The following is a 23646-nucleotide window of genomic DNA, read 5'->3' as shown; positions in this document are numbered from 1 at the left end:
TGACCGCGTGTTCGAGGACGTGGCCCCGTCGCTGACCGGAAGCCGGCGGGCGCTCGGGCAATGGTGGCGGGCCCGGGGCGCGGCGGCCCGGGACAGCGTCCTCGCCGGCGTCGTGACGGCCGTGGCGTTCACCCCCGGACTCGCGCACTACGGCGTGGAGTTGGGTGAGCTCGCGCCGCACAGGAGCGGTGCGCTGCGGGTGCTGCTGATCCTGGGACAGGCGCTGCCGCTGGCCGTGCGCCGCAGGTGGCCCGCGGTCTGTCTCGCCCTGGTGGCGGGCGCGTTCGCCGTCGACCAGTCGATCGGGTACACCGCGACCTTCGCCGGGCTCGGGCTGGTGATCGCGCTGTACAGCGCGGGCGCCCACCTGAGGCGGTTGCGCGGGGTCGTGGCCGTGGTGGCGACGGCGGCGTACATCGGACTGTCCGTCGTCCTGCACGGCCGGCACTCGCCGGAGCGGCTCTTCGACTACATGTCCTTCTACCTCGCACTCGTGTTGTGCTGGGGAGCCGGCGCGTGGGTCCGGGTCCGGGTGAGCGCGGTGGCCGAACTGCGGCGCAGTACGGCGGAGTCGGCGGTGACCGAGGAGCGGGCACGGATCGCCAGGGAACTGCACGACGTGGTGACCCACCACGTCACCGCGATGGTCGTGCAGGCCGACGCCGCGCAGTTCCTGCTGCCCGGCGAGGAGGACCGGGTCCGGAAAGGGCTCGGCGCCATCAGCGGGACCGGACGCCAGGCGTTGACCGAACTACGCGACCTGCTCGGTCTCCTCGATGACGAGGACGGCGCGGGCGGCCCGGCCGCACCGGGGCTCGCCCGGCTGCCCGACCTCGTCGACACCGCCCGTGTCGCGGGTCAGCCGGTCGAACTGATCGAGTACGGTGCCGCGCCGCGCCCGGCCGGCGCGTCCGTCGAACTCGCGGCCTACCGGGTCGTCCAGGAGGGGCTGACCAACGCGGTCAAGCACGCTCCGGCCCACCGCACCACCGTCGAGGTCCGCTACGGCCACGACGCGGTCGAGATCCAGGTCACCACCGCGGGCCCACCGCCCGCCGCGCTGCCGGTACCGGTGCTGGGCGGCAGCGGCCGCGGCCTCACCGGGCTCCGCGACCGCGTCTCCCGGTTGGACGGCGACCTGACCGCCCGCCCCGGACCCGACGGCAGCTTCGTCCTGACGGCCCGGCTGCCGCTGTCCGCGACGATCGACGTTCCCCACGACTGACGCGATGTCTTCCGGTGCGTCTGAGGTTGCGGCACCGAGTGTCCGCAGGAAACGGCGCGGGGCTCGGCCCGGCGTGGCAGGTTCCCTCGGGCCGTATGCGGAGGCTGCCCTACCCCAGGGCGACGGCGATGGCGAGCGCGATCCGTTCGGTCCAGTCGATGGCGTCGGTGACGTCCGCGTCGGTGATCGGGCGGCGTTGCTTGAGACTGCCGTCCACGAGGTCCGCCTCGTGGGCGATCTTGTTACGGCGGTCGGTGATCGTCAGGTGCTGCTTCTTGACGGCCTGGGCAGTCATCGCGGTCCGGCCGTGGTTCCAGGCGTTGATCTGAACGGCGGCCTTGGCCCAGACGTCCTCCTCGCTGACCAACTTCAGCGCCTCGCTGATCTTGCGGGGATTCTGGAGTGAGGCGTTGGCCCACTTCGCCTTCACGTGCTCCGAGACGGCGTCGGCGAGGCTTGTCGTACCCCGCCGCACCTCCTCGACCTTCTCCAGCGGTAGTTCGAACTTCGTCAGCTGGTAGGGCATTCCGGGACCATCCTGTCCGGCCAGTTCCGCCACCCGCCGGTACAACTCCTCGTGGAACCAGTGGTCGATGGCGCTGACGGCCTGCACCCACGCGGCGCGGTAGAAGTCCCCGATGTCGAACAGCGGCGACTGGAAGGCAGCCAGGCTCTTGCCGGCCACCACCATCTGCCGGGCGTACTCGATGTTGGTCCTGAACGCCTGGAACTCCCGCGTCTGCGGGTACGGAACTGCCACGGTTCGCCGTCCTTGTGCCTCGCCATGATCCGGCCTCAAGATTCTCGGCGAGGACTGGAGGGGGCAACCCGATTCGGTTGCGGTTCGGGGCGGTTGGCTCGATCACGTCTGTGTCGGTGCGTTCGGCCGTTGCCCGGACGCAGGCCCGGAAGGCCGCGGCCCGGGGCAGAGAAGGGGGTTCGAGGCGACCGAGAGCTTCCGCCTGGTGCCTCTCTGAGGGCTCGGGATGCGACCTCGACTGCGTTGGCCGACTGGTGCAATTTCACCTCGCGAGGGTTCTCGGCAGTGCCAGTACTGGCGGAGTGGCGTTGTTTACGCCGTTCGGGGTGGATGGGGCGTTATCCGAGGCGGGGGTGGGGCATCGTGGGGGAGCCGGCGCCGAGAGCGGCGTGGGGGAGTGAGTGGAAGGGACCTGACGATGACGGTGAAGATCCTTCTGGTGACCGGGGACGCTGCCGAATCCCTGGAAGTGCTCTACCCGTACCAGCGGTTGCAGGAGGAGGGCTACGCGGTGGAGATCGCCGCGCCGACCCGTAAAACGCTTCAGTTCGTGGTGCACGACTTCGTGGACGGCTTCGACACGTACACGGAGAAGCCCGGCTACACGTGGCCCGCGGACCTCGGCTTCGACGAGGTCGACCCGGCCGGGTACGCCGCGCTGGTGATCCCGGGCGGCCGGGCGCCGGAGTACCTGCGCAACGATCCGCGGCTGCGCCGGATCGTGGCCCACTTCTTCGAGGAGGGCAAGCCGGTCGCGCAGATCTGCCACGGCCCGCTGATCCCGGCCGCCACGGGGTCGCTCACCGGTCGTCGTACGGCGGCGTATCCGGCGCTGGAGCCGGACGTCGTGGCGGCCGGCGCGCAGTACGAGGACGGTGACGGCGTGGTCGACGGCCGGCTGGTCTCCGCGCGGGCCTGGCCCGACCATCCGGTGTGGATGCGGGAGTTCGTGGCGGTGCTGCGGAAGGTGGCCCCGGCTGCGTAGATCCGGTCGGCGGGGGCGGCCCCTACGGGTGAGCGGGGGCCGCCACCGTCGTCGGTCCGGTTACGCGTGCGAGGCCGCGTAGGTGAGGAACGCGGCCCAGGCGTCGGCGGGGAACGCGAGGGCGGGGCCTTCGGGGTCCTTGGAGTCGCGGACGTGGACAGTGTGGGGGCAGGCCGCGACTTCGACGCACTCCCCGCCCGCGCTGCCGCTGTAGGTGGACTTGCGCCAGTCCAGGGCGACTTCGATGCAGGCGCCGCCGCCACTGCCGCTGTAGCTGCTCTTGAACCAGGTGAGTTCGGAGGTCATAGCTCCCCTGCAATCTGCTCGATCACCTTTGCGGACTCTCCCACACTAAGGGCCTGCGAGCGGATCATCGCATAACGCTGGTTGAGCTCACTGACTTCGTTGCGGTCGTGCACGAGGAAGCTGTGTTCCTGGACCTCCAGGTAGGCCAGCAGGCGCCGCTCCCGTGTCTCCAGCAGGTGCATCGGGCCGTCGTAGCCCGCGTGGCCTTCGCAGCTCGTGGGGACCACTTGAATGGCGACGTGGCGCATGGAGCTGACCTTCAGCAGGTGCGCCAGTTGTGCCTTCTGCACCTTCTTCCCATCCGGCAGACGTCGGAGTGCGGACTCCTCGATGATGAACGCCAACTGTGCTGGCGGATTACGCGTGAGAAGTACTTGCCGCGCCATGCGGGCCTCCACACGGTGCTCGATCTCCTCGGCTTCGAGCACCGGGCACCGTACGCTCAGCACGGCCCGGGCGTACTCCTCGGTCTGAAGCAAACCGTTGACCACCAGCGTGTCGTACGTGTACAGGCTGACAGCCAGCTTCTCCAGGTCCACGTACCCCTCGAACCACGCCGGGTGCTCCGTGCGGTCCAGTTTCTCCGCCGCCTTGGACAGAATCTCGCCCGCGTTGAGGAACGCTGTCGCCTTCTCCACGAACGTGGGCGGTGGCATGCGGTCGCCGAGCTCGACGCGGGTGATCATCGCCCGCGAGTATCCGACGTGGTCGGCGAGTTCCTGCTGGTCCTTTCCCGCCGCCTCGCGGACGGCGCGGACCACCGCGCCGAACACCCGCATGCTGCCGGTGCCTTCGTTGGTCATGAGGTCGCCTCCCCGTGCGCGCGGCGTGCGCCCGTGGCCCGCCGTCGCCCTGACTCCTCTGATACGGAGTCAGGTTCCATGCGGGCAAAAGTAGTCACCACGCATACCGAATCGGTCAGGTTGTCCGAAAGGCTCACCCGAAACGGTGATTCGGTTGCGCGCGGACCAGCCGATCCCGACCCGCGTGCGCCGTGGCGCATTCGGGGGCGCACGCGGGCGACGTCAGTCGGTGAGGCCCGCCTCGCTCGCGTCGGCGTCGGCGGGCACGTCGCCGCCGAGGGCCTCTGCGATGGCGGCGAACTCGCTCAGCGTGGCCTGGAGGTCCTCGACGATCTCCTTGGCGATCGCCTCGGGCGGCAGCAGGCTGTCGGCGTCGTCGAGCGACGGGTCCTTCATCCACGTGATGTCGCCCACTGCCTGAGCGGAGCGCTCAGTTTACGCGCGGGGGCGGAGCGCGGCCGGGAACTTGTGAGGCACTGGGGCTCGTGCGTCGCGGCCCGGCGGTATGACTCACCGTCGCAGAGCGTCTTGCTGTACGACCTGCACGTTCATGCGCCGATAGGCGGGAGTAGGCCGCAGGCGCGTGCCACACTTTTCGCATGACATCGCGCGCGCTGCGCCTCACTGCCGCGATCACTCACGAAGGCGAGTGGTACGTGGCCCGCTGCCTCCAGGTGGAGGTCACCAGCCAGGGTGAGACCATCGAGGAGGCTCTGGTCAATCTTCGTGAGGCGCTGGAGCTCTATTTCGAGGACGCACCCGCTCCCGAAGTCACGGACGTGATCACCGCGCCGGTCGAGGTCCGTGTCGCATGAGCCCTGCTGTCCCCTCGGGTCTGTCCGGTGCCGGGGTTGCCAAAGCTCTGGAGCGAGCAGGTTTCGACCACATCTCCACACTCGCGGCAGCCACGCCAAGTACCGCAAGGATGACCGGACGGTAATCGTCCCGTTGCACCGCGAACTTGCTCCCGGCACCGTCCGCTCCATCCTGCGGCAGGCCGACTGGACCGTCGAGGAGGTCTCCACACATCTGAAGTGACCGCTCAGCCCCGGCGGGCCAGAGGCTGCCATTGCCCGATCGGTGTGCCATATCGCGTGAGTCTCGGCCGGCAGCGACCCGTTACGCGCCCTCGTTCAGGACCGCGGTGATCAACTCCCTTTGGGCGGGGGTGAGTCCGGGGTCGGCGCAGCGGACCTCGCGGGTGTCGACCGTGAGGGTGTAGGTGAAGCCGTCGGGGACGGGTGGGCGCGGGTGATCGCCCGGAGGGGTGAGGGCGGCTCGGGCGAGGGCTTCGAGGTGGGGGGCGTCGGGGTGGTGGGCGGTGTCGAGGGTGGCCCGCCGGGGGATGCCGGCGAACCCACCGGAGCGGACCACCTCGATACGCACGGGAGTTACGCCTCCTGGGTCTGCTCGCCGGGCTGCTGGCGCGGCAGTTCGGCCGAACCGGTGGAGCCGGAGGAGCCGGAGGAGCCGGAGGAGCCGGTGACGCCCACCGTGGTCCACGCGGACCGCACCGCCTGGTACTGCGCGCCCTCACCGTAACGCGCCTTCGCCGCCGCGGCCGTGGCCTCGGCGAAAGCGGCGAAGTCCGTGTCGGAGGCGAGCGAGCCGCCGGTGAGGGTGTCGTACCAGATCTGCCCGGCCTGCTCCCAGGCGTGCCCGCCGAGCGAGGCCGCGGCGAGGTAGAACGCGTGGTTGGGGATGCCGGAGTTGATGTGCACGCCGCCGTTGTCGTCCGGGCCCGAGACGTAGCCGGCCATGGTGCCCGGCTGCGGGTCCTTGCCGAGGTGCGGGTCGTCGTAGGCGGTGCCCGGGGCCTTCATGGAGCGCAGCGCGACGCCGTGCACGCCGGGGGCGAGCAGCCCGGCGCCGATCAGCCAGTCCGCCTGGTCGGCGGTCTGCCCGAGCGTGAACTGCTTGATCAGGCTGCCGAAGACGTCGGAGATCGATTCGTTGAGCGCGCCGGACTGGTCCTGGTAGTCGAGGTTCGCGGTGAACTGGGTGACACCGTGGGTCAGTTCGTGGCCGATGACGTCGACGGGGATGGTGAAGTCGAGGAAGATCTTGCCGTCTCCGTCACCGAAGACCATCTGCTCGCCGTTCCAGAAGGCGTTGTTGTAGCCCTCCAGGTAGTGCACGCTGGCGGTCAGCGGCAGCCCGTGGCCGTCGATGGAGTGCCGGGCGTACGCCTTGAGGTAGGTCTCGAAGGTGGCGCCGAGCCCGTCGTAGGCGCGGTTGACGCTGGCGTCCCGGGACGGCTTCGCGCCCTCGGCGCGGACCTTGCGCCCGGGGAGGTCGTCCTTGTGTTTGGCGTCGTAGATCGTGCGCTGCGGCTGGTCGGCGGGCGCGGCCGGGGCGGCGGCGGACGGGGCGCCGCCGGGTGGTCCGACCACCGCGTTCAGCCGCCGCCGGGTCCGCTGCCGGGCGTCGTGCTCCAGGGTGTGGCGGGCAGTCGCGGACAGCTCCGGGTCGTCGGACCGGGCGAGGCGGTCCAGGATGTGCGGCGGCACGATCGTGCAGAAAACTCCCATGACCGGAATGTGTCAGCTCGGGCACTGTGTGTCACCGTTTTCCCGTTCACACCACGGAAAGGAGGGAATCGCGCGGACCGGGGTGGACGCCCCGGTCGTCTTGCATGCTGAGAGGAAGTACGCACCGGCTGCGACTTCCGTCCGCGGTTCGGCTAGGGTCGGTCTCATGCGTTTCGGGCTGCTTCTCCTTAGCTGCCGCGGCGAGGGCCTGTAGTCGTAGGCCGACCCCCTCCCCGCGGAGTTTGGGCGTTCCCAAGCCGTCGGCCGCCCCGAGCGGACCCCCGAGGAGAGCCACCCCCGATGAACTCGCAGCCCAGCAGCAACCGCGTCGGCCGTGCCACGCCCATCACCGCCGAGACCGTCACGCAGCGCGCGACCTCGATGCCGATCCACAAGTACGGGCGGTACGAGCAGGTCGACATCCCCGACCGCACCTGGCCCGACGCGCGCGTCACCAAGGCCCCCCGGTGGCTGTCCACCGACCTGCGCGACGGCAACCAGGCACTGATCGACCCGATGTCGCCGGCCCGCAAGCGGGAGATGTTCGACCTGCTGGTGCGGATGGGCTACAAGGAGATCGAGGTCGGCTTCCCCGCCTCCGGCCAGACCGACTTCGACTTCGTGCGCTCCATCATCGAGCAGGACGCGATCCCGGACGACGTGACGATCTCCGTCCTCACCCAGTCCCGCGAGGAACTGATCGAGCGGACCGTCCAGTCGCTGGTCGGCGCCCGCAAGGCGACCATCCACCTGTACAACGCGACGGCGCCGGTCTTCCGGCGGGTGGTCTTCCGCGGCAGCCGCGACCAGGTGCGGCAGATCGCGGTGGACGGCACCCGGCTGGTGGTGGAGTACGCCGACAAGATCCTCGGCCAGGACACGGTCTTCGGCTACCAGTACAGCCCGGAGATCTTCACCGACACCGAGCTGGACTTCGCGCTGGAGGTCTGCGAGGGCGTGATGGACGTCTGGCAGCCCGAGGACGGCCGCGAGATCATCCTGAACCTGCCGGCCACCGTCGAGCGCTCCACCCCCTCCACGCACGCCGACCGGTTCGAGTGGATGTCGCGGAACCTGTCCCGGCGCGAGTACGTATGCCTGTCGGTGCACCCGCACAACGACCGCGGCACCGCGGTGGCCGCCGCCGAGCTGGCGCTGATGGCCGGGGCGGACCGGATCGAGGGCTGCCTGTTCGGGCAGGGCGAGCGGACCGGCAACGTGGACCTGGTCACGCTGGGCATGAACCTGTTCAGCCAGGGCATCGACCCGCAGATCGACTTCTCGCAGATCGACGAGATCCGCCGCACCGCCGAGTACTGCAACCAGATGGAGATCCACCCGCGCCACCCCTACGCGGGCGACCTGGTCTACACGTCCTTCTCCGGCTCCCACCAGGACGCCATCAAGAAGGGCTTCGAGGCGATGGAGGCCGACGCGGCCGCCCAGGGCAAGACCGTCGACGAGATCGAGTGGGCGGTGCCCTACCTGCCGATCGACCCCAAGGACGTCGGCCGCTCCTACGAGGCCGTGATCCGGGTCAACTCGCAGTCCGGCAAGGGCGGCATCGCCTACGTGCTGAAGAACGACCACAAGCTGGACCTGCCGCGCCGGATGCAGATCGAGTTCTCGAAGATCATCCAGAACAAGACCGACACCGACGGCGGCGAGGTCACCCCGGCGCAGATCTGGGCGATCTTCCAGGACGAGTACCTGCCCACCCCGGAGCACGCCTGGGGCCGGATCGCGCTGCGCTCCGCCCAGACCTCCACCTCCAGTGACGGCACCGACGCGCTGACCGTGGGCGCCGAGGTGGACGGCGCGCCGACCACCCTGACCGGCACCGGCAACGGCCCGATCTCGGCGTTCTTCGACGCGCTGGCCGCCGTCGGGGTGGACGCCCGGCTGCTGGACTACTCCGAGCACACCCTCAGCGAGGGCGCGTCCGCGCAGGCCGCGTCGTACATCGAGTGCGCCATCGACGGCCGCGTGATGTGGGGCATCGGCGTCGACGCCAACACCACCCGCGCCTCGCTGCAGGCCGTCGTCTCCGCCGTCAACCGCGCGGCCCGCTGATCACCCGTCAATCCCGCGTGATCGCCGGCCGCCGTTCGGGTCGTCGTCCGGGTCCGTTCCGGTCCCGGCCCGACGCCCGTCAACGTACGGCCGGCGCTCACGCACCCGGGTGATTTCCCGCGGCCGGCCGATGTCCGCGCCCGGCTCGCGGCCACCGCGTTCCTACGGTGGCGGACATGCCCCTGAAGCCCATGTCCAGAACGCGCGCGTCCGTGGGGCGCCGTACCGCCCCGAGGCGCGGAAGACCCGCATCCGCGCTTCTCACGGCCGTGGCCGCCGCCCTGCTGGCCGCCGCCACGGCCGGGCCCGCCACCGCCCGCGCGGTGGACCCGGCGCCGCCCCCGCCCGTACCCACCCCCCGGCAGACCGCGCAGGTGCGGCCCGCCGGCGAGCAGGCGTCCGAGGTGCTGTCGCACGCCCACTGCGTGCTCACCCTGCACCGCGCGGACGCCCCCACCGCCCGCTGCGGTGCCGCCGCCGACACCCGCGAGGCCCGCTCCGGCACCCTGCTGATGACCTGGTACACCGGCGCCGCGTACACCGGCGGCGCCACCGACATCCGCGGTGACGCCGGGAGTTGCGACGCCGGCGGGGTGGGCGTCTTCGACATCTCCGACAGCCTCGGCCGCAGTTGGGACCACGCGGTCTCGTCCTTCCGGGACTACGGCGGCTGCGCGGTCGTCGAGGGCTGGGACGGCGCCGGATACCGCGGCGAGACCCGTATCTGGGTCGGCGACCAGCCCTACCTGGGCGCCGACTGGGACAACCGGATCTCCTCGCTCGTGGTGCACGGCTGAGCAGGAGGACGGGCGGCATCCGCGGAATCCGCGAACCGGCCGAACCACCGGAACCAGCTGGACCAGCGGCACCGGCCGAACCAGCGGAAACGGCCGGACCGTGCGCCGGACCACCCGCCGCAACGGCCACCGGAACACCCGCCCAGGTGAATTGCCCTCGTACGCGGTACTGACTGGACCTGTCCACTGTGGCTAACATCACGCTGTACGGCACCGTGGCCGCTGCGCACGTTCGGGCCGTTGCGGATGCGTACCGGGACGAGGACGGCCGGAGGGTGCGATGAGACTGGGGCCTATCTGGGGTGTGCGCACGGCCTGGCACACCGAGGACGACGGCGAGTTCTACTGCCCCGAGTGCGGCGGCGACCGCGCGTACCACCGCAGAACCGGCACCCGCAGGCTGACGGTGCTCAACGTGCCGCTGTTCGCCCGGGGTCCGGCCGGCACCGTCATCGAGTGCGCCGCCTGCCACCAGCAGTACGGCTCCGAGGTGCTGCTCTGCCCGACCACCACCCGCTTCGCCGCGATGCTGCGGGACGCGGTGCACACCATCGCGCTCGCGGTGCTCACCGCGGGCGGCGGCACCGCCCGGTCCACTCGGGAGGCCGCGGTGAGCGCGGTGCGCGCGGCGGGCTTCAGCGACTGCACCGAGGACCAACTCCTCGGCCTGCTCGCCGCGATCGTCGCCGACGAGGGCCGGTTCCGCCGCTCCGACGAGCTCGGCCCCGACTCCTTCGCCGAGGCCGTCGACGGCTGCGGCAGCTGGCTGTCGATCGAGCTGCACGAAGCGCTGGAGCCGCTCGCCGACCACCTCGCGCCCCAGGGCCGCGAGCGGGTGCTGCTCGAAGGCGCGCACATCGCGCTCGCCGACGGGCCCTACCTGCCCGCCGAGCGGGACGTGTTGGAGGCGATCGGCCGCTGCCTGTCGCTGCACACCGACCACATCGACCGCTTGCTGAAGGCTGCCGCGACCGCCGCGTGACGCCTGCCGCGGGCTTGGCCGTGTTGAGGACCGTCGGCCCGGGCCCCGCCGGGGGCACTGTGGCGACCCTGCCGGTGGCGTGGCCGCCGTTCGTGGTCGGCTCGGGGCTGGCTGTTGCGCCGGCCTGGCGCCGGGCGGCAGCTTGCACGCCTGTGCCCGGTCGGCCTGGCGCCGGGCGGCAGCTCGCACGCCTGTGCCTGGTCGGCCTGACGCCGGGCGAGCCCGCCGGAGGCTGCGGACACGGGGTGCGGCTACTCCCCGCGGAGTACCGGCCCTCCGCCGGTAGCCCCGGGGAGTAGCGCGTTCTCGGCCGCGGGCCCGATGAGGGAGGCACCGTCACGGCGGGAGGCTGGAGTACGCCGCCCGCTGTCACGGAGGATGTCCGCGTGCCCTCAGAATCCGCGCTGCTGTCGCTCTTCACGGCGGGCGTCTCCGGACCCCCGCGCCCGAAGGTCTCCCGGAACGACGTGGCGCTCGCCGCCCTGATCCTGGTGGACCAGACGGTCGTGGCCGCGGTGCTGCCCGAGGGGACCGGCAGTCACCGGCCCGACGCGCTCGGCTGGACCCTGCTGACCGCCAGTGCCGTGGTGCTGGTGTGGCGCCGCCGGACGCCGATGCTGTGCCTGCTGGGCATGGTCGGCGCCGTCGCGCTCTACCACTACCTCCAGTACATCCAGATCGCGCCGATCCCCTCCAGCATCGTCGCCCTGTACGCGCTGGCCGTCGCCGGGCCGCACCTGCGCACCGTGCTGACGGTGCCGGTGGTGGTCGGCGCGATGCTGGTCATCATGTCGACGGTCGGCAAGCAGCACGAGGCCGCCGCGATGCTGCAGAGCGCCGGGTGGATTCTGGCGGTGCCGGTGGCCGGCGAGGGTGTGCGGGTGCACCGCAACTACGTGGCCGCGGTCACCGAGCGCGCGGAACGCGCCGAGCGCACCCGGGAGGAGGAGGCCGCCCGCCGGGTCGCCGAGGAACGGCTGCGGATCGCCCGCGACCTGCACGACCTGCTCGCGCACTCCATCACCCTGATCGGCGTCCAGACGTCGGTGGCCGCGCACGTCCTCGTCGCCGACCCCGACCGGCTCGACCGCACCGCGGTCGCCTCCGCGCTCGACGCCATCGCCGACACCTGCCGCGAGGCCCGCGCGGAACTGCGCACCACCCTGCGCGTGCTGCGCGCCGACGGCGACGGCCCCCTCCCGTCCCTGGCCGGCATCCCCACCCTCACCCGGGCCGCCGAGGCCACCGGCGCGAAGGTCCACCTCGCCCTCGACCTCGCGGGGCCCGAGGTGCCCGGTCAGGGGCGCCCCAGTGACCAGCCCTCCACCGGCAGGTGGTCCGACGAGGGGCAGCGCGACCCCGGACCCGCGGTCCAGGCGGCCGCCTACCGCATCGTGCAGGAGGCCCTCACCAACGCCGTCCGCCACGGCGCCACCGCCCCCCGCGTCACCGTCGCCGTACGCCGCGAGGGCGACCGCCTGAGGCTGCGCGTCGAGGACGACGGACCGCACGCCCGCCAGGCCCCGCCCCCGCACCGCACGGAAGGCTTCGGCATCGTGGGCATGCGCGAGCGGGCCCGCAGCGTCGGCGGCACCCTCACCGCGGGCCCCCGCACCGACGGCCCCGGCTTCGCCGTGCACGCGGAACTCCCGCTCACCCCGCCAGGGCAGCCGGAACCCAGCCCGCAGGAACCGACCCCGCAGGAAGCCAGCCCGCAGGAACCGACCCCGCAGGAACCGACCCCGCAGGAACCGGTGGCGCCCCTCGCACCGGCGGCGCCGTCCGCACCCCAGGGAGACCAGAGATGACCGAGTCCACGCCGATCCGGGTCCTGCTCGCCGACGACCAGAACCTGGTGCGCGCCGCGTTCGCGATGCTCGTCGAGTCCGCGCCGGACATGGTGGTGGTCGGCGAGGCGGGCAACGGCCTGGAAGCCGTCGACATGGCGCACGGCACCCGCGCGGACGTGGTCGTGATGGACATCCGCATGCCGGAGCTCGACGGCATCGAGGCGACCCGCAGGATCGCCGCCGACGACGACCTCGCGGGCGTGCGGGTGCTGGTGCTGACCACCTACGACGACGACGATCACGTGGTCTCCGCGCTGCGCGCGGGCGCGTCCGGCTTCATGGTCAAGGACACCCGGCCCGCCGAACTCCTGGACGCCATCCGCACGGTCGCCGCGGGTGACGCGCTGCTGTCGCCCGGCCCGACCGCGCGGCTGATCGCCCGGGTGCTGCGGCTGCCGGACCGCCCGCTGCCCAGCGCGCCCGGCCCGGCCCTGCTGGCCTGCCTCTCCGACCGGGAACGGGAGGTGCTCACCCTGGTCGCGCGCGGCCTGAACAACAGCGAGGTCGGCGAGGCGCTGGGCCTGAGCCCGCTCACCGCGAAGACCCACGTCAGCCGGATCATGGGCAAGCTGGGCGCCCGCGACCGCGCCCAACTGGTCATCTCCGCCTACGAGTCGGGCCTGGTCGCGCCGGGCACGGAGCACTGACGGCGAATCGTTCCCCCGGCCCGCGCCGCCGTAGGCGAGAATGGTCGGCATGAGTCTGTTCCGCGACGACGGCATCGTGCTGCGCACCCAGAAACTGGGCGAGGCGGACCGGATCATCACCCTGCTGACCCGCAGGAACGGCCGGGTGCGCGCGGTGGCCCGCGGGGTGCGGCGCACCAAGTCGAAGTTCGGCGCCCGGCTGGAGCCGTTCAGCCACGTCGACGTGCAGTTCTTCACCCGGGGCGGGGAGCTCGTCGGCCGCGGCCTGCCACTGTGCACGCAGGGCGAGACCATCGCCCCGTACGGCGGCGCCATCGTCACCGACTACGAGCGCTACACCGCGGGCACCGCCATGCTGGAGACCGCCGAGCGCTTCACCGACCACGAGGGCGAGCCGGCCGTGCAGCAGTATTTGCTGCTGGTCGGCGCGCTGCGCACCCTTGCCGCGGGCGAGCACGAGCCGCGGCTGGTGCTGGACGCCTTCCTGCTGCGCTCGCTCGCCGTCAACGGCTACGCGCCGAGTTTCGACGACTGCGCCCGGTGCGGAATGGCCGGACCGAACCGGTTCTTTTCGGTCGGCGCGGGAGGAGTCGTCTGCGGCGAGTGCCGGGTGCCCGGAAGCGTCGTACCCTCACGGGAGGCACTGGAACTGCTCGGCGCGCTGCTGGGCGGTGACTGGGAGACCGCGGACGCCTGCGAGCCGCGCCACTGCCGTGAGGGCAGCGGGCTGGTGGCGGCCTACCTCCAGTGGCATCTGGAGCGCGGACTGCGGTCGCTGCGCTTCGTGGAGAAGTAGGCACCGCGGCGCCGCACCGCACCGCGACGCCGCGCACCAGCACGCACGACAACGCACCGCAACGCACTGCGCCGCACCGCATGATCGACGACGACCTGCCACGACCTGTCGGGAGACGTACCACCATGGCACGACGCGGGATTCTCACCCGTCACCGGAAGACCTACCGCACGCCCGACGCCCACCCCTCCGGCGCGCATCCGCCGAAGATCCCGGGCGAGCTGGTCCCCAAGCACGTCGCCATCGTGATGGACGGCAACGGCCGGTGGGCGACCGAGCGCGGGCTGCCGCGCACCGAGGGTCACAAGGTCGGCGAAGGCGTCGTCCTCGAAGTGCTCAAGGGCTGCCTGGAGATGGGTGTCAAGAACCTGTCGCTGTACGCGTTCTCCACCGAGAACTGGAAGCGCTCGCCGGACGAGGTGCGCTTCCTGATGAACTTCAACCGCGATGTGATCCGCCGCCGCCGCGAGGAGATGAACGAACTCGGCATCCGCATCCGCTGGGTGGGCCGGATGCCGAAGATGTGGAAGTCCGTGGTGCACGAGCTCCAGATCGCCCAGGAGCGCACGGTCGACAACGACGCGATGACGCTCTACTTCTGCCTGAACTACGGTGGCCGCGCCGAGATCGCCGACGCCGCGCAGGCGCTGGCCCGCGACGTCGCCTCGGGCCGGCTCGACCCGTCCAAGGTCAACGAGAAGACCTTCGCGAAGTACCTCTACTACCCCGACATGCCCGACGTGGACCTCTTCCTGCGGCCCAGCGGCGAGCAGCGCACCTCCAACTACCTGCTGTGGCAGAGCAGCTACGCGGAGATGGTCTTCCAGGACGTGCTCTGGCCGGACTTCGACCGCCGCGACCTGTGGCGGGCCTGCCTCGAATACGCCCAGCGCGACCGCCGCTTCGGCTCCGCCCAGGCGTAACGCGGCCGGCGGCGGCCCGGCCGGGCAGTGACACGACAGCGGTGTCGCGCCGGGGGCGGATGGCACCACCCGGCGCGACACGTCTCGGTGTGTGCTACTTCACGGCTCTGCTGTGCACATGGGCGGTCAGGTAGTCCTGCGTCTTCGCCGCGGTGAAGGCGCTGTTCGACGGCAGGGCGAAGTCGACCGTGGTGGTGCCTCCCTTCTGGATGCGGGCGATCTTCATCAGCGGGGTGTAGCCGTCCTCGGCGGCGATGATCTGCAGCGGGTTGAAGCCCTTGTTCAGCCAGAGCTGGTAGGCGCCGTGCCCGTCGGTCTTCAGGGTGTACGTCGTCGGCCCGCAGGTACCGGTGCCGGTGGCGTACATGGTGCAGATCGCCACGGTGGCACCGGAGATCGGTGCGCCGCTGCTGTCGGACACCGTCCCGCTGACCTTGCCCCAGGTCTTGGGCGGTGTGACGTTCATCGTCACCGCGATCGGCTGGGCGCTGCCGTACGGCGAGTCGGTGCCGACCAACACCTGCCCGGCGTACGTGCCGGGCTGGGACTGGGTGGAGGAGTCGGTGGTCATCCGCACGGTGACGCTCTGGCCGGGTGCGACGTCGAACGCGGTGGTGTCCTCCGACATCCAGCCGACGTCACCGCCGCACTGGTCGTAGCCGGGCAGGTGCTCGACCTCGGAGGTGGCGCCGGCCGGACCGGCGCCGCCGACCTTGTAGATGCCGCACGCCGCGCCGCCGCGGTAGCCGGCGTTGCTGGAGTTGGGCAGGGCGGACCAGCTGTCGGTGTCGGGGTCGTAGGCGAAGCCCTGGTTGGTCACCTCGGTCCCGCTGTTGACGGCGCCGCCCATGACCTCCAGCTTGCCGTTCGCGGTGGCGGCCGAGGCTCCCCACGCGTCGATCGGCAGGTCGGCCTTCGCGGTCCAGCCGCCGGCCCCCGGCGCGTAGGAGTAGGTGCTGGTCAGCGAGGTGCTGCCGGAGCCGCCCGCGCACACCACCTGCGCGGCGACGCCCCCGCAGGCGGTGAAGGAGACCGCGGTGGGGTAGTCCGGTTCCGATGTCCAGGCGTTGCTGCCCGGGTCGTAGCTGGAGACGGTGGCCGTGGCGGCGCAGGACGTGCCGTTCGTGCAGCCGCCGATGACGTAGAGCTTGCCGTCGACCACCGCGCTGCCGGCCGCGGCGACGCCGGTGGGCAGGTCGGCCATCCGCGTCCAGGTGTCCTTGGCGGGATCGTAGGCGTAGGTGTGGGTGCTGCCGGCGTCGCCGTCGTTCCACCCGCCCACGACGTACAGCGTGTCGCCGAGGAACGCCGCGGAGGCCGCTTCGAGGCGCTCGGGCAGCTCGGCGAGCGGGCTCCACGCCTGGGTGGACGGGTCGTAGACGTTGGTGTCCTGGAGCGCGTACGACCCGTTGAAGCCGCCGACCACGTAGACCTTCCCGTCGTGGCTCGCGACCGCGTCGTCCTGCACCGGCTCGGGATAGTCGGCGGTGTCGGTCCACGGCCCCACCGCCGGGCCGGCCGCCCTCAGCACCGGGCCGGACCCGGGTACCGCGGTGGTCGGGGTCGCCGCGGCGCGGCTGGTTCTGGTCCTGGTGGTCAGGGGAGCCGCGCCAGAGGGGGTGGCGGCCTCTGGTGAGGTACCCATCGCGGTGAACCCTCCGTCCTCCGCGCTGAGGTTCACGTGCACCGGTGCGGTGCCGTCGTTCCCGAACGTCTCGGTCTTCGACGTGGCTGCACCGAGCACCTGGCTCGTGGAGACGCTCTGCTGCGCGATGGTGACGTGGCCGGCGTCGAGCGCGAAGTCACGGTGCAGGACGGCGTCGGCCGGCACCTTGGCTTTCGCCTGCGCCGGCGTGTACTTGCCGTCGGTCACGGAGAACCCGGTGCTGCCGGTGTGCGGGCTGAACAGCCAGTAGTAGCCGTCGCCCAGGCCCGCGTCGTCCGGGGTGGCGGTCGTCACGCCGGAGGCCGTCGCGTCCGTGTCGCTGCTGACCTTCGCCCCGATCAGCGGGGCGCCGGTGTTGGCGTCGGTCACGGTGCCGGCCACCAGGCCGCCGGTCTGCGGGACGCAGGAACGGGAGCCGACCAGGACGTTGTCGACCTCCCAGCGCCGATTGCTGCCGCTGCCGGTGAAGTGGAAGCGCACCCGCACGTCGGACTTCCCGGCGGCCTGCGGGACGGGGATGTCGACGCGCCCGGAGTCGCTGTAGGGCTGGTGCACGCCCGTCCAGGTGGTGCCGCCGTCCAGGCTGAGATCGACGCTGCCGGTCTGGCCGGGAGAGCCGATGTACGAACTGTCGTAGCCGATCTCGGGGCTGTCGCCGCCCTGCCCGCCGGACAGGTCGATGACCGGGGAGACCAGCGAGGTGTCCTGCTTGTCGTCCGGGCCGTCGATGGAGTAGTACACCTCGGAGTCGACGTCGGCGAAGGCGCCGTCACTGCCCTTCGGCGGTGCCCAGCCGCCCTGGTTGTCGAAGGTCCAGGTCTGGCCGTTGCCGACGCCGTCGGTCACGGTCCAGCCGTCCTGCAGGTTCTTGCCGGTCCAGCCGGTGAACTCCTCGGTGCTGCCCACGTCCTGGTAGGCGTAGCCGAGCGCGGTGCAGGTGCTCGCGTCGACCTTGAGGGCGACGTCCTGCGACACGTCGGAGTCGTTCACGGCCACGGTGGCGTCCTGGCCGGTGTAGCCGGGCAGGTCCGCGGATGCGACGTGCATCGTGTACGTGGTTCCGGCGGGCAGGGACACCGAGTAGTGGCCGGTGTACGGGTCGGAGTAGACCGGGCCACCGGGGTAGCCGTCGACGGTGATCTTCGCCCGCATCGGCCAGCCGTGGCCCGACCCGTCGGTGACGTTGCCGGACACGGTGTGGAGCGGCTTGGCGGTGAGTGAGAAGTTCTCGGTCACCGACGTGTTGTCGGTGACCGCGACACCGGTGACAGCGTTGTCGGCGTAGCCGTACTTGGTCGCCGTCAGGTCGTAGCTGCCGGCCGGGACCACCAGGTCGTAGCTGCCGTCGGCGCCGGTGGTCGCGGAGTAGTCGCCGTTCGCCGTGGTGACGTCGACGCCGGTGACGGGTTTGCCGGTGCCCGCGCCGGTCACCTCGCCCTTGATGTCACCGTGCGGTCCGGTGGTCAACGCGCCGACACCGTGCGGCGTGCCGAGACCGGTCGGGCCGTCCCAGCCGGTGCCGGCCCGGCACAGCTCGCTCGGCGAGCACGCGCCGTTGGAGCCCGAGGTGACGTCGGACAGGTCGCTCGCCCGGCTCGGGTCGTCGTAGGGGTAGCTCACCGGCGAGGTGTTCGGGACGGGGGTGCCGGCGAGGGCGTACATCGAGGTGATCAGAGGGGCGGACAGGCTGGTGCCGCCGTAGATGTCCCAGCCGCTGTCGGTGTAGCTGTTGTAGATCGCCAGGCCGGTCTGGGGATCGGCGACGGCGGAGAGGTCGGTGTCGGCGCGGGTGGTGCACGCCGTGATGGCGCTCTGCCAGGCGGGCTTGGTCACGTCCTGCGAGCAGCCGCTGCCGGCGCCGCCCCACACCGACTCGGCCCAGCCGCGGCCGGAGCCCGGTGAGCGTTCGAGCGATGTGCCGCCGACGGACACGACGTACTTCGACGTGGACGGGTAGATGGTCCCGGCGGCGTAGCCGTTGTCACCGCTGGACGCGGCGTACACGACGCCCGGGTGGTCGAAGACCTGCTGGTCCGAGCTGTTCTCGGTGCCGTCCTCCGGGCCGCCCCAGCTCATCGAGATGAACTTCGCGCCCAAGGTGCGGGCGGTCTCGACCGCCGTGGGCAGGCTGTCGCCGTTGTCGCTGTCCGCCTCGACGAACAGGATGTGGCAGGAGGGGCAGGCGGCTGACACGGCGTCGAGGTCGAGCGAGCTCTCGGACGTCCAGTCGTCACCTGCCGGCGACGGCGAGGGGTAGTTGCTGCTGCCGTCCTGGGCGACCTTCGTGAAGCAGCCGTTGGCCGTGGTGCACGCCGGCAGCCCGTACTGCGCACGGTAGACACCGAGGTCGGACTCGGCCTTGGGGTCGTCGAAGGCGTCGACGACGGCGACGGTCGGCGACGCCGTCGCGGCCGGCAGGTCGTAGGCGGACTGGATGTCGCTGGGTCCGTAGCCGGCCGGAGTGGCGTTCTGTGCCAGCGCCTTCTGCGCCTTGACGTCGGTGCGCTTCAGCGCGAAGCAGGTGAACCTGTGCTTGGTGGTGGTCTGCCCGCACGCGGCCGAGTAGTCGGCGGCCTGCGAGCCTGTCGTGGCGGGTGCCGCGGACTTCGCCTTGGCGGCCTTGGCCTGCGGCGCTTCGGTCTTCGGCGCGGCCGCCTGGGAACCGTGCTGTGTGGGGGACGAGTTGGGCCGCGCCGGTTCGGCCCGAGCGGTACCCGCCACGGCAAGGGACATGCCCGCGACGACGACTGCGGCGATCAGGAGGGTGATGAGTCTTCGTAGCAGGGACGTGCTCTTCATCGTTGTCTCCCTTTACAACCTCACAGGCTCGGTGGGTCGGGGGTGACGTGGCGAGCCTTGTGGTAAGAGACGGTGTCGTGGTTGTGCCAGGACTGACAAGTGTCCACCAGCGTCGGGTTCATGACAGGTGGCCAGAACGCGCCAGGGAGTTTTCATGTGGGAAACCGTCGGGATACCTGAGAATGAGGCCCGGGTGTACGAAGCGCTCATCCCGTTGGGACACTGCACCGCTGACGTCCTGTCACATCGGGTCGACGTCACCGCGGCCAGGACCACGCGGGCGCTCGCGAGCCTGATCCAGCGCGGTCTGGTGACCCGGCTGCCGGGCCGGCCGGTCCGCTACTCGGCGGTGGAGCCGGCACTGGCCGGATCGGTCCTGATCGCCAAGCGGGAGCACGAACTGCGCCGGCTCCAGCAGCACTTGAACAAGCTGGACGAGGCGTTCCACGCCGAGACGCTCGCGAACGACCCGGCCGAGCACATCGAAGTGATCCGAGGCGCACCGAAGATATGGCGCACCTTCGTCCGGGTGCAGCGCTCCGCCCGGCGCGAGGTGCGGGCGTTCGACAAGCCGCCGTACTTCGTCGCCGCGGGCGAGCACGGGGACGAGGGCCCCAACCTCGAGGAGCGACGGTCGCTGGAGGCGGGCACCATCGGCTACCGGGTGGTCTACGACCAGGAGTCGGTGGCCGTCCCCGGCCGGCTGGAGAACATCTGGGAGGGGATCAGGCGCGGTGAACGCGCGAAGGTCGGCACGTCGCTGCCGGCGAAGCTCGTGCTGTGCGACGACACCATGGCGATCGTCAGTTCGGCCGCCGAGTACCACACCGGCGTCGCGTACCTCATCCACCCCTCGTCGCTGCTGGACATGACCACGGCACTCTTCGAGGCGGTCTGGGCCCGTGCCGTCCCGCTCAACAGGTCGGGGTCCACCGAGAACCAGACGTCGATGAGCCCGCTCGACCGCCAGTTGCTCGGGCTCCTCGCCAGCGGCGCCACCGACGCGGTGATCGCCCGCACCTTCGGGTGGAGCGTCCGCACCGTGCAGCGGCACATCCACGAGCACATGCAGGTCGTGGGGGTGCGGACGCGTTTCCAGCTCGGCATGGAAGCGGCGCGCCGCGGCTGGCTGTGACGCGCCGGGCGACCCGTCCACGCGCCCCTGACGCGTGAGCGTCTTCCGGATGGCCGGAACCCCCGCGCGGTGCCGGGACCGGCTGAGCACCGGCGACAGCCGTTCGGCCGCCCTGGACCGGGCGACCTGCTACTGCGTGTCGACGTCGGAACGGAATCCGGTCATGTTCCAGGTGCCGGCGATCAACGCCGACTCGGTGTCGCTCAACGGCTACGTACTCGCCGACCGCACCACCGATTCCTGACCGCGGGACTTCCGCGCCGCGGGATCTCCGTCCTGAACGCGGGACTCCCCCGGCGGCGGGAGCCGTCGGGGGAGTCCAGGCCGTACGTGCGCGGCCGAGCCGGTGACCGGTGTCAGCAGCCCAGCAGCCGGGAGCCGAGGTACGCCTCGACCTGGTCCAGGGAGACCCGCTCCTGCTTCATCGTGTCGCGCTCGCGCACCGTGACGGCGTTGTCGTCGAGGGTGTCGAAGTCGACGGTGACGCAGAACGGCGTGCCGATCTCGTCCTGCCGGCGGTAGCGGCGGCCGATCGCGCCCGCGTCGTCGAACTCGATGTTCCAGTTCTTGCGCAGCGCGGTGGCCAGGCCCTTCGCCTTCGGGGAGAGCTGCGGGTTGCGGGAGAGCGGCAGCACCGCGACCTTGACGGGCGCCAGCCGCGGGTCGAGCCGCATGACGGTCCGCTTCTCCATGACGCCCTTGGCGTTGGGCGCCTCGTCCTCGTTGTAGGCGTCGAGCATGAACGCGAGCATCCCGCGGTTGACACCGGCCGCCGGCTCGATCACGTACGGGAACCAGCGCTCGCCGGCCTCCTGGTCGAAGTACGACAGGTCCTGGCCGGACGCCTTCGCGTGCGAGGACAGGTCGTAGTCGGTGCGGTTGGCGATGCCCTCGAGCTCGCTGAACTCCTGGCCGCCGAACTGGAAGCGGTACTCGATGTCGACGGTCCGCGTCGAGTAGTGGGAGCGCTTCTCCTTCGGGTGCTCCAGCCAGCGCATGTTCTCCTCACGCAGGCCGAGGCCGGTGTACCAGTTCCACCGCTCCTCCATCCAGTACTCGTGCCACTTCTCGTCCTCGCCCGGCTTGACGAAGAACTCCATCTCCATCTGCTCGAACTCGCGGGTGCGGAAGATGAAGTTGCCGGGCGTGATCTCGTTGCGGAACGACTTGCCCATCTGCGCGATGCCGAACGGCGGCTTGCGCCGGGCGGTGGTCTGCACCTGGGCGAAGTTCACGAAGATGCCCTGCGCGGTCTCGGGCCGCAGGTACGCCACCGAGCCGGCGTCCTGGGTCGGGCCGAGGTGGGTCTGGAGCATGCCGGAGAACTGCTTGGGCTCGGTGAAGGCGCCCTTGGTGCCGCAGTGCGGGCAGTTGATGTCGGCCAGGCCGTTCGCGGGAAGCTTGCCGTGCTTCGCCTCGTACGCCTCCTCCAGGTGGTCGGCGCGGTAGCGCTTGTGGCAGGAGGTGCACTCGGTGAGCGGGTCGGAGAAGGTGGCCACGTGGCCGGAGGCGACCCACACGTCGGGTGCGAGGATCACCGACGAGTCGAGTCCCACCACGTCGTCACGCGAAATCACCATGGAGCGCCACCACTGGCGCTTGATGTTCTCCTTGAGCTCGACGCCCAGCGGTCCGTAGTCCCAGGCGGCCTTGGAACCGCCGTAGATCTCACTGCTCGGGAAAACGAAGCCACGGCGCTTGCTCAGGCTGACGATGGTGTCGATCTTGTCGGCGGCCACGGTGCTCTCTTCAGTGCGACGGGGGGTTCAGTCGTCCCAGATTACCGGCGGGTGTGGGGCCCATATCAAATCCGTTCCCGCCCGCCGCCCGCCCGCCGCCCGACCGCCGCCCGCCCGCCGCCCGCCCGCCGCCCGCCCGGCGCGGTCCGGTTCAGCGGAGAGTGAGCAATAATTGACAATGGTTTCCACTTATCCGGACCGTGGTGATCGGGCCCGGGCTGGCACAATGGGCCGCCCGGACGGGTGCGCGAGACGCATCCGGGGGTGATCGAGAAGACCGGGAAGACCGAGAAGGAGGCAATCGGTGGACAGCACCAAGCAGCCGGTGCGCGGCCGCTCCACCCGACAGCGCGCCGCGGTCGCGGCGGCCCTCGACGAGGTCGACGAGTTCCGCAGCGCGCAGGACCTGCACGACCTGCTCAAGCACCGCGGCGACTCGGTGGGCCTGACCACGGTCTACCGCACCCTCCAGACCCTCGCCGACGCCGGCGAGGTCGATGTGCTGCGTACGGGCGACGGCGAGTCGGTCTACCGCCGCTGCTCCGGTGGCGGGCACCACCACCACCTGGTCTGCCGCGGCTGCGGCAAGGCGGTGGAGGTCGAGGGGCCGGCCGTGGAGAAGTGGGCCGAGTCGATCGCGGCCACCCACGGGTTCGTGGACGTCGCGCACACGATGGAGATCGTCGGGACCTGCGGGGAGTGTGCGGAGGGGAGCGCCCCGGCGGGTCCGGCTGAGCGCGGCTCGGCGGCCGGCGGGCTGTGGCCGGCGGCCCGGCGGGCTGTGGGCGGCGTCCTGCGGGCGGATCATCGGCCGACCGGATAATCGGTTGGCCGTCCGTGGCCACCGCGGAACACTGGCGCCGTGCCTTCCGACCCGCACCCGGACTCGTACGTAGACGCCGCCGCGCTCTACGACCTGCTCAACCCGTGGGACCCCGACCTCTACCCGGGTGACCGCTTCTACGCCGGGCTGATGGCGACGGCGGGCTCCGTGCTGGACGTCGGCTGCGGTACGGGCGCGATGCTGCACCGGATGCGGGCCGACGGGCACCGGGGGCGGCTGGTCGGGCTGGACCCGGACCCTGACGCGCTGGCCCGGGCGCGGCGCCGTACGGACGTCGAGTGGGTCGAGGCGGCCGCGACCGGCGCCGCGGCCTGGGACGGGGAGTTCGACCTCGCGGTGATGACCGGGCACGCCTTCCAGTTCCTGGTGGCCGACGAGGAGATCCGCGCCTCGCTCGCGGCGGTCCGCGCCGCGCTGCGCCCCGGCGGGCGGTTCGCCTTCGAGACCCGGCACCCGCAGGCGCGGGCCTGGGAGGAGTGGAACCCGGCGAACGCCGCCGACGTCACCGGCCCGGGCGGCCGGCCCCTGCGGGTCTGGCACCGGGTGGACTCCGTGGCGGGCGGCGTCGTCGCCTTCCACGGCACCACCGCCGCGCCCGGCGGCACGGTGCTGCGGGTGGACCGGGCCGAGCTGCGCTTCCTCGAACCGGCCGCCCTCAACTCCCTTCTGGCCGAGGCCGGTTACGAGATCGAGGCGCAGTACGGCGACTGGGTCCGCGGACCGCTGGACGCCGCCAGCCGGGAGATCGTCACGGTCGCGCGGCGGCCGGCCGGACCGGCGTAGGG

Annotated in this window: 22 protein-coding genes and 1 pseudogene; 15 read left to right on the top strand and 8 right to left on the bottom strand. The window is 71.4% G+C overall.

All coding sequences use genetic code 11. The features are described 5' to 3' along the window. Positions 1 to 7 precede the first annotated feature (7 nt). Positions 8 to 1225 (top strand): sensor histidine kinase, encoded by a 1218-nt coding sequence (locus tag OG370_RS13400; protein ID WP_328463884.1) that lies wholly within the window; start codon positions 8 to 10, stop codon positions 1223 to 1225. 109 nt (positions 1226 to 1334) lie between these two features. On the opposite strand, the gene OG370_RS13395 is transcribed toward OG370_RS13400, so the two are convergent. Then, the gene (locus OG370_RS13395; protein WP_328463881.1) at positions 1335 to 1985 is read right to left on the bottom strand and encodes a hypothetical protein; all 651 of its coding nucleotides are present in this window, start codon (positions 1983 to 1985) and stop codon (positions 1335 to 1337) included. 418 nt (positions 1986 to 2403) lie between these two features. On the opposite strand from OG370_RS13395, the gene OG370_RS13390 reads away from it, so the two are divergent. Next, positions 2404 to 2970 (top strand): DJ-1/PfpI family protein, encoded by a 567-nt coding sequence (locus OG370_RS13390; protein WP_328463879.1) that lies wholly within the window; start codon positions 2404 to 2406, stop codon positions 2968 to 2970. A gap of 60 nt (positions 2971 to 3030) precedes the next feature. Here the strand turns inward: OG370_RS13390 and OG370_RS13385 are convergent, their stop codons facing one another. From OG370_RS13385 to OG370_RS13375, 3 genes are all read right to left on the bottom strand, one after another. After that, positions 3031 to 3276: a DUF397 domain-containing protein gene (locus OG370_RS13385; RefSeq protein ID WP_328463877.1), complete on the bottom strand. Its 246-nt coding sequence runs from the start codon at positions 3274 to 3276 to the stop codon at positions 3031 to 3033. Next, positions 3273 to 4079: a helix-turn-helix domain-containing protein gene (locus OG370_RS13380; RefSeq protein ID WP_328463875.1), complete on the bottom strand. Its 807-nt coding sequence runs from the start codon at positions 4077 to 4079 to the stop codon at positions 3273 to 3275. The genes OG370_RS13385 and OG370_RS13380 overlap by 4 nt, the downstream gene beginning before the upstream one ends. 222 nt (positions 4080 to 4301) lie before the next feature. After that, positions 4302 to 4493: a hypothetical protein gene (locus OG370_RS13375; RefSeq protein ID WP_328463874.1), complete on the bottom strand. Its 192-nt coding sequence runs from the start codon at positions 4491 to 4493 to the stop codon at positions 4302 to 4304. A gap of 185 nt (positions 4494 to 4678) precedes the next feature. Between OG370_RS13375 and OG370_RS13370 the strand changes: the two genes are divergently transcribed. Together OG370_RS13370 and OG370_RS41475 are read left to right on the top strand one after the other, a co-directional pair. After that, positions 4679 to 4894 (top strand): type II toxin-antitoxin system HicB family antitoxin, encoded by a 216-nt coding sequence (locus OG370_RS13370; protein WP_328463872.1) that lies wholly within the window; start codon positions 4679 to 4681, stop codon positions 4892 to 4894. Next, positions 4884 to 5117 carry a type II toxin-antitoxin system HicA family toxin gene (locus OG370_RS41475; RefSeq protein WP_443060666.1) on the top strand — a complete coding sequence of 78 codons (234 nt, stop codon included), beginning with the start codon at positions 4884 to 4886 and terminating at the stop codon, positions 5115 to 5117. The genes OG370_RS13370 and OG370_RS41475 overlap by 11 nt, the downstream gene beginning before the upstream one ends. An 81-nt stretch (positions 5118 to 5198) precedes the next feature. Here the strand turns inward: OG370_RS41475 and OG370_RS13365 are convergent, their stop codons facing one another. After that, positions 5199 to 5465, bottom strand: coding sequence for a protealysin inhibitor emfourin (locus tag OG370_RS13365; protein WP_328463870.1), 267 nt, complete (start codon positions 5463 to 5465; stop codon positions 5199 to 5201). A 5-nt stretch (positions 5466 to 5470) separates the two neighbouring features. Next, positions 5471 to 6610: a M4 family metallopeptidase gene (locus tag OG370_RS13360; protein ID WP_328463868.1), complete on the bottom strand. Its 1140-nt coding sequence runs from the start codon at positions 6608 to 6610 to the stop codon at positions 5471 to 5473. 300 nt (positions 6611 to 6910) lie between these two features. Between OG370_RS13360 and leuA the strand changes: the two genes are divergently transcribed. From leuA to OG370_RS13325, 7 genes are all read left to right on the top strand, one after another. Next, positions 6911 to 8683 carry a 2-isopropylmalate synthase gene (gene leuA / locus OG370_RS13355; RefSeq protein WP_328463866.1) on the top strand — a complete coding sequence of 591 codons (1773 nt, stop codon included), beginning with the start codon at positions 6911 to 6913 and terminating at the stop codon, positions 8681 to 8683. Between the two features lie 269 nt (positions 8684 to 8952). After that, positions 8953 to 9480, top strand: coding sequence for a hypothetical protein (locus OG370_RS13350; RefSeq protein ID WP_328463864.1), 528 nt, complete (start codon positions 8953 to 8955; stop codon positions 9478 to 9480). A 280-nt stretch (positions 9481 to 9760) separates the two neighbouring features. Then, complete coding sequence (locus OG370_RS13345) at positions 9761 to 10462, top strand: TerB family tellurite resistance protein (RefSeq protein WP_328463862.1); 702 nt, start codon at positions 9761 to 9763, stop codon at positions 10460 to 10462. A gap of 386 nt (positions 10463 to 10848) precedes the next feature. Continuing rightward, on the top strand, positions 10849 to 12270 hold the full coding sequence (locus OG370_RS13340) for a sensor histidine kinase (RefSeq protein ID WP_443060665.1): 1422 nt from the start codon (positions 10849 to 10851) through the stop codon (positions 12268 to 12270). Beyond that, a complete protein-coding gene (locus OG370_RS13335) occupies positions 12267 to 12959 on the top strand; it encodes a response regulator transcription factor (protein WP_328463860.1) in 693 nt (230 codons plus the stop codon). The genes OG370_RS13340 and OG370_RS13335 overlap by 4 nt, the downstream gene beginning before the upstream one ends. A 49-nt stretch (positions 12960 to 13008) precedes the next feature. Beyond that, complete coding sequence (gene recO, locus OG370_RS13330; RefSeq protein WP_328463858.1) at positions 13009 to 13755, top strand: DNA repair protein RecO; 747 nt, start codon at positions 13009 to 13011, stop codon at positions 13753 to 13755. Positions 13756 to 13880: 125 nt separating this feature from the next. After that, positions 13881 to 14678, top strand: coding sequence for an isoprenyl transferase (locus OG370_RS13325; protein WP_328463856.1), 798 nt, complete (start codon positions 13881 to 13883; stop codon positions 14676 to 14678). Positions 14679 to 14772: 94 nt separating this feature from the next. Here OG370_RS13325 and OG370_RS13320 read toward each other — a convergent pair whose 3' ends face one another. Beyond that, positions 14773 to 19143 (bottom strand): carboxypeptidase regulatory-like domain-containing protein, encoded by a 4371-nt coding sequence (locus OG370_RS13320; protein WP_328463854.1) that lies wholly within the window; start codon positions 19141 to 19143, stop codon positions 14773 to 14775. Between the two features lie 154 nt (positions 19144 to 19297). Here OG370_RS13320 and OG370_RS13315 point away from each other — a divergent pair, with 154 nt between their 5' ends. After that, a complete protein-coding gene (locus OG370_RS13315) occupies positions 19298 to 20278 on the top strand; it encodes a helix-turn-helix domain-containing protein (protein ID WP_328463851.1) in 981 nt (326 codons plus the stop codon). 49 nt (positions 20279 to 20327) lie between these two features. Beyond that, positions 20328 to 20522 carry a hypothetical protein gene (locus OG370_RS13310; protein WP_328463849.1) on the top strand — a complete coding sequence of 65 codons (195 nt, stop codon included), beginning with the start codon at positions 20328 to 20330 and terminating at the stop codon, positions 20520 to 20522. Positions 20523 to 20634: 112 nt separating this feature from the next. On the opposite strand, the gene OG370_RS13305 is transcribed toward OG370_RS13310, so the two are convergent. After that, a complete protein-coding gene (locus OG370_RS13305) occupies positions 20635 to 22017 on the bottom strand; it encodes a glycine--tRNA ligase (protein ID WP_328463847.1) in 1383 nt (460 codons plus the stop codon). A 304-nt stretch (positions 22018 to 22321) separates the two neighbouring features. Between OG370_RS13305 and OG370_RS13300 the strand changes: the two are divergent. Both OG370_RS13300 and OG370_RS13295 read left to right on the top strand, forming a co-directional pair. Further along, positions 22322 to 22723: pseudogene (locus OG370_RS13300) on the top strand (Fur family transcriptional regulator); the annotation flags it as partial. A gap of 156 nt (positions 22724 to 22879) precedes the next feature. Beyond that, positions 22880 to 23644 (top strand): class I SAM-dependent methyltransferase, encoded by a 765-nt coding sequence (locus OG370_RS13295; RefSeq protein ID WP_328463845.1) that lies wholly within the window; start codon positions 22880 to 22882, stop codon positions 23642 to 23644. Positions 23645 to 23646 lie beyond the last annotated feature (2 nt).

It is taken from the genome of Streptomyces sp. NBC_00448 (genome assembly GCF_036014115.1).
In the GTDB taxonomy this organism is placed as follows: Bacteria; Actinomycetota; Actinomycetes; order Streptomycetales; family Streptomycetaceae; genus Actinacidiphila.
This window is presented reverse-complemented; position numbering and strand designations above follow the sequence as displayed.

What these genes read in the sequence shown, in the direction of transcription:
- OG370_RS13325 (WP_328463856.1), top strand. Translation starts at nt 13,881, where the DNA reads ATGGCACGACGCGGGATTCTCACCCGTCACCGGAAGACCTACCGCACG.
- OG370_RS13315 (WP_328463851.1), top strand. Translation starts at nt 19,298, where the DNA reads ATGTGGGAAACCGTCGGGATACCTGAGAATGAGGCCCGGGTGTACGAA.
- OG370_RS13370 (WP_328463872.1), top strand. Translation starts at nt 4,679, where the DNA reads ATGACATCGCGCGCGCTGCGCCTCACTGCCGCGATCACTCACGAAGGC.
- OG370_RS13335 (WP_328463860.1), top strand. Translation starts at nt 12,267, where the DNA reads ATGACCGAGTCCACGCCGATCCGGGTCCTGCTCGCCGACGACCAGAAC.
- OG370_RS13380 (WP_328463875.1), bottom strand. Translation starts at nt 4,079, where the DNA reads ATGACCAACGAAGGCACCGGCAGCATGCGGGTGTTCGGCGCGGTGGTC.
- recO (WP_328463858.1), top strand. Translation starts at nt 13,009, where the DNA reads ATGAGTCTGTTCCGCGACGACGGCATCGTGCTGCGCACCCAGAAACTG.
- OG370_RS13390 (WP_328463879.1), top strand. Translation starts at nt 2,404, where the DNA reads ATGACGGTGAAGATCCTTCTGGTGACCGGGGACGCTGCCGAATCCCTG.
- leuA (WP_328463866.1), top strand. Translation starts at nt 6,911, where the DNA reads ATGAACTCGCAGCCCAGCAGCAACCGCGTCGGCCGTGCCACGCCCATC.
- OG370_RS13320 (WP_328463854.1), bottom strand. Translation starts at nt 19,143, where the DNA reads ATGAAGAGCACGTCCCTGCTACGAAGACTCATCACCCTCCTGATCGCC.
- OG370_RS13345 (WP_328463862.1), top strand. Translation starts at nt 9,761, where the DNA reads ATGAGACTGGGGCCTATCTGGGGTGTGCGCACGGCCTGGCACACCGAG.
- OG370_RS13310 (WP_328463849.1), top strand. Translation starts at nt 20,328, where the DNA reads ATGGCCGGAACCCCCGCGCGGTGCCGGGACCGGCTGAGCACCGGCGAC.
- OG370_RS13360 (WP_328463868.1), bottom strand. Translation starts at nt 6,610, where the DNA reads ATGGGAGTTTTCTGCACGATCGTGCCGCCGCACATCCTGGACCGCCTC.
- OG370_RS13385 (WP_328463877.1), bottom strand. Translation starts at nt 3,276, where the DNA reads ATGACCTCCGAACTCACCTGGTTCAAGAGCAGCTACAGCGGCAGTGGC.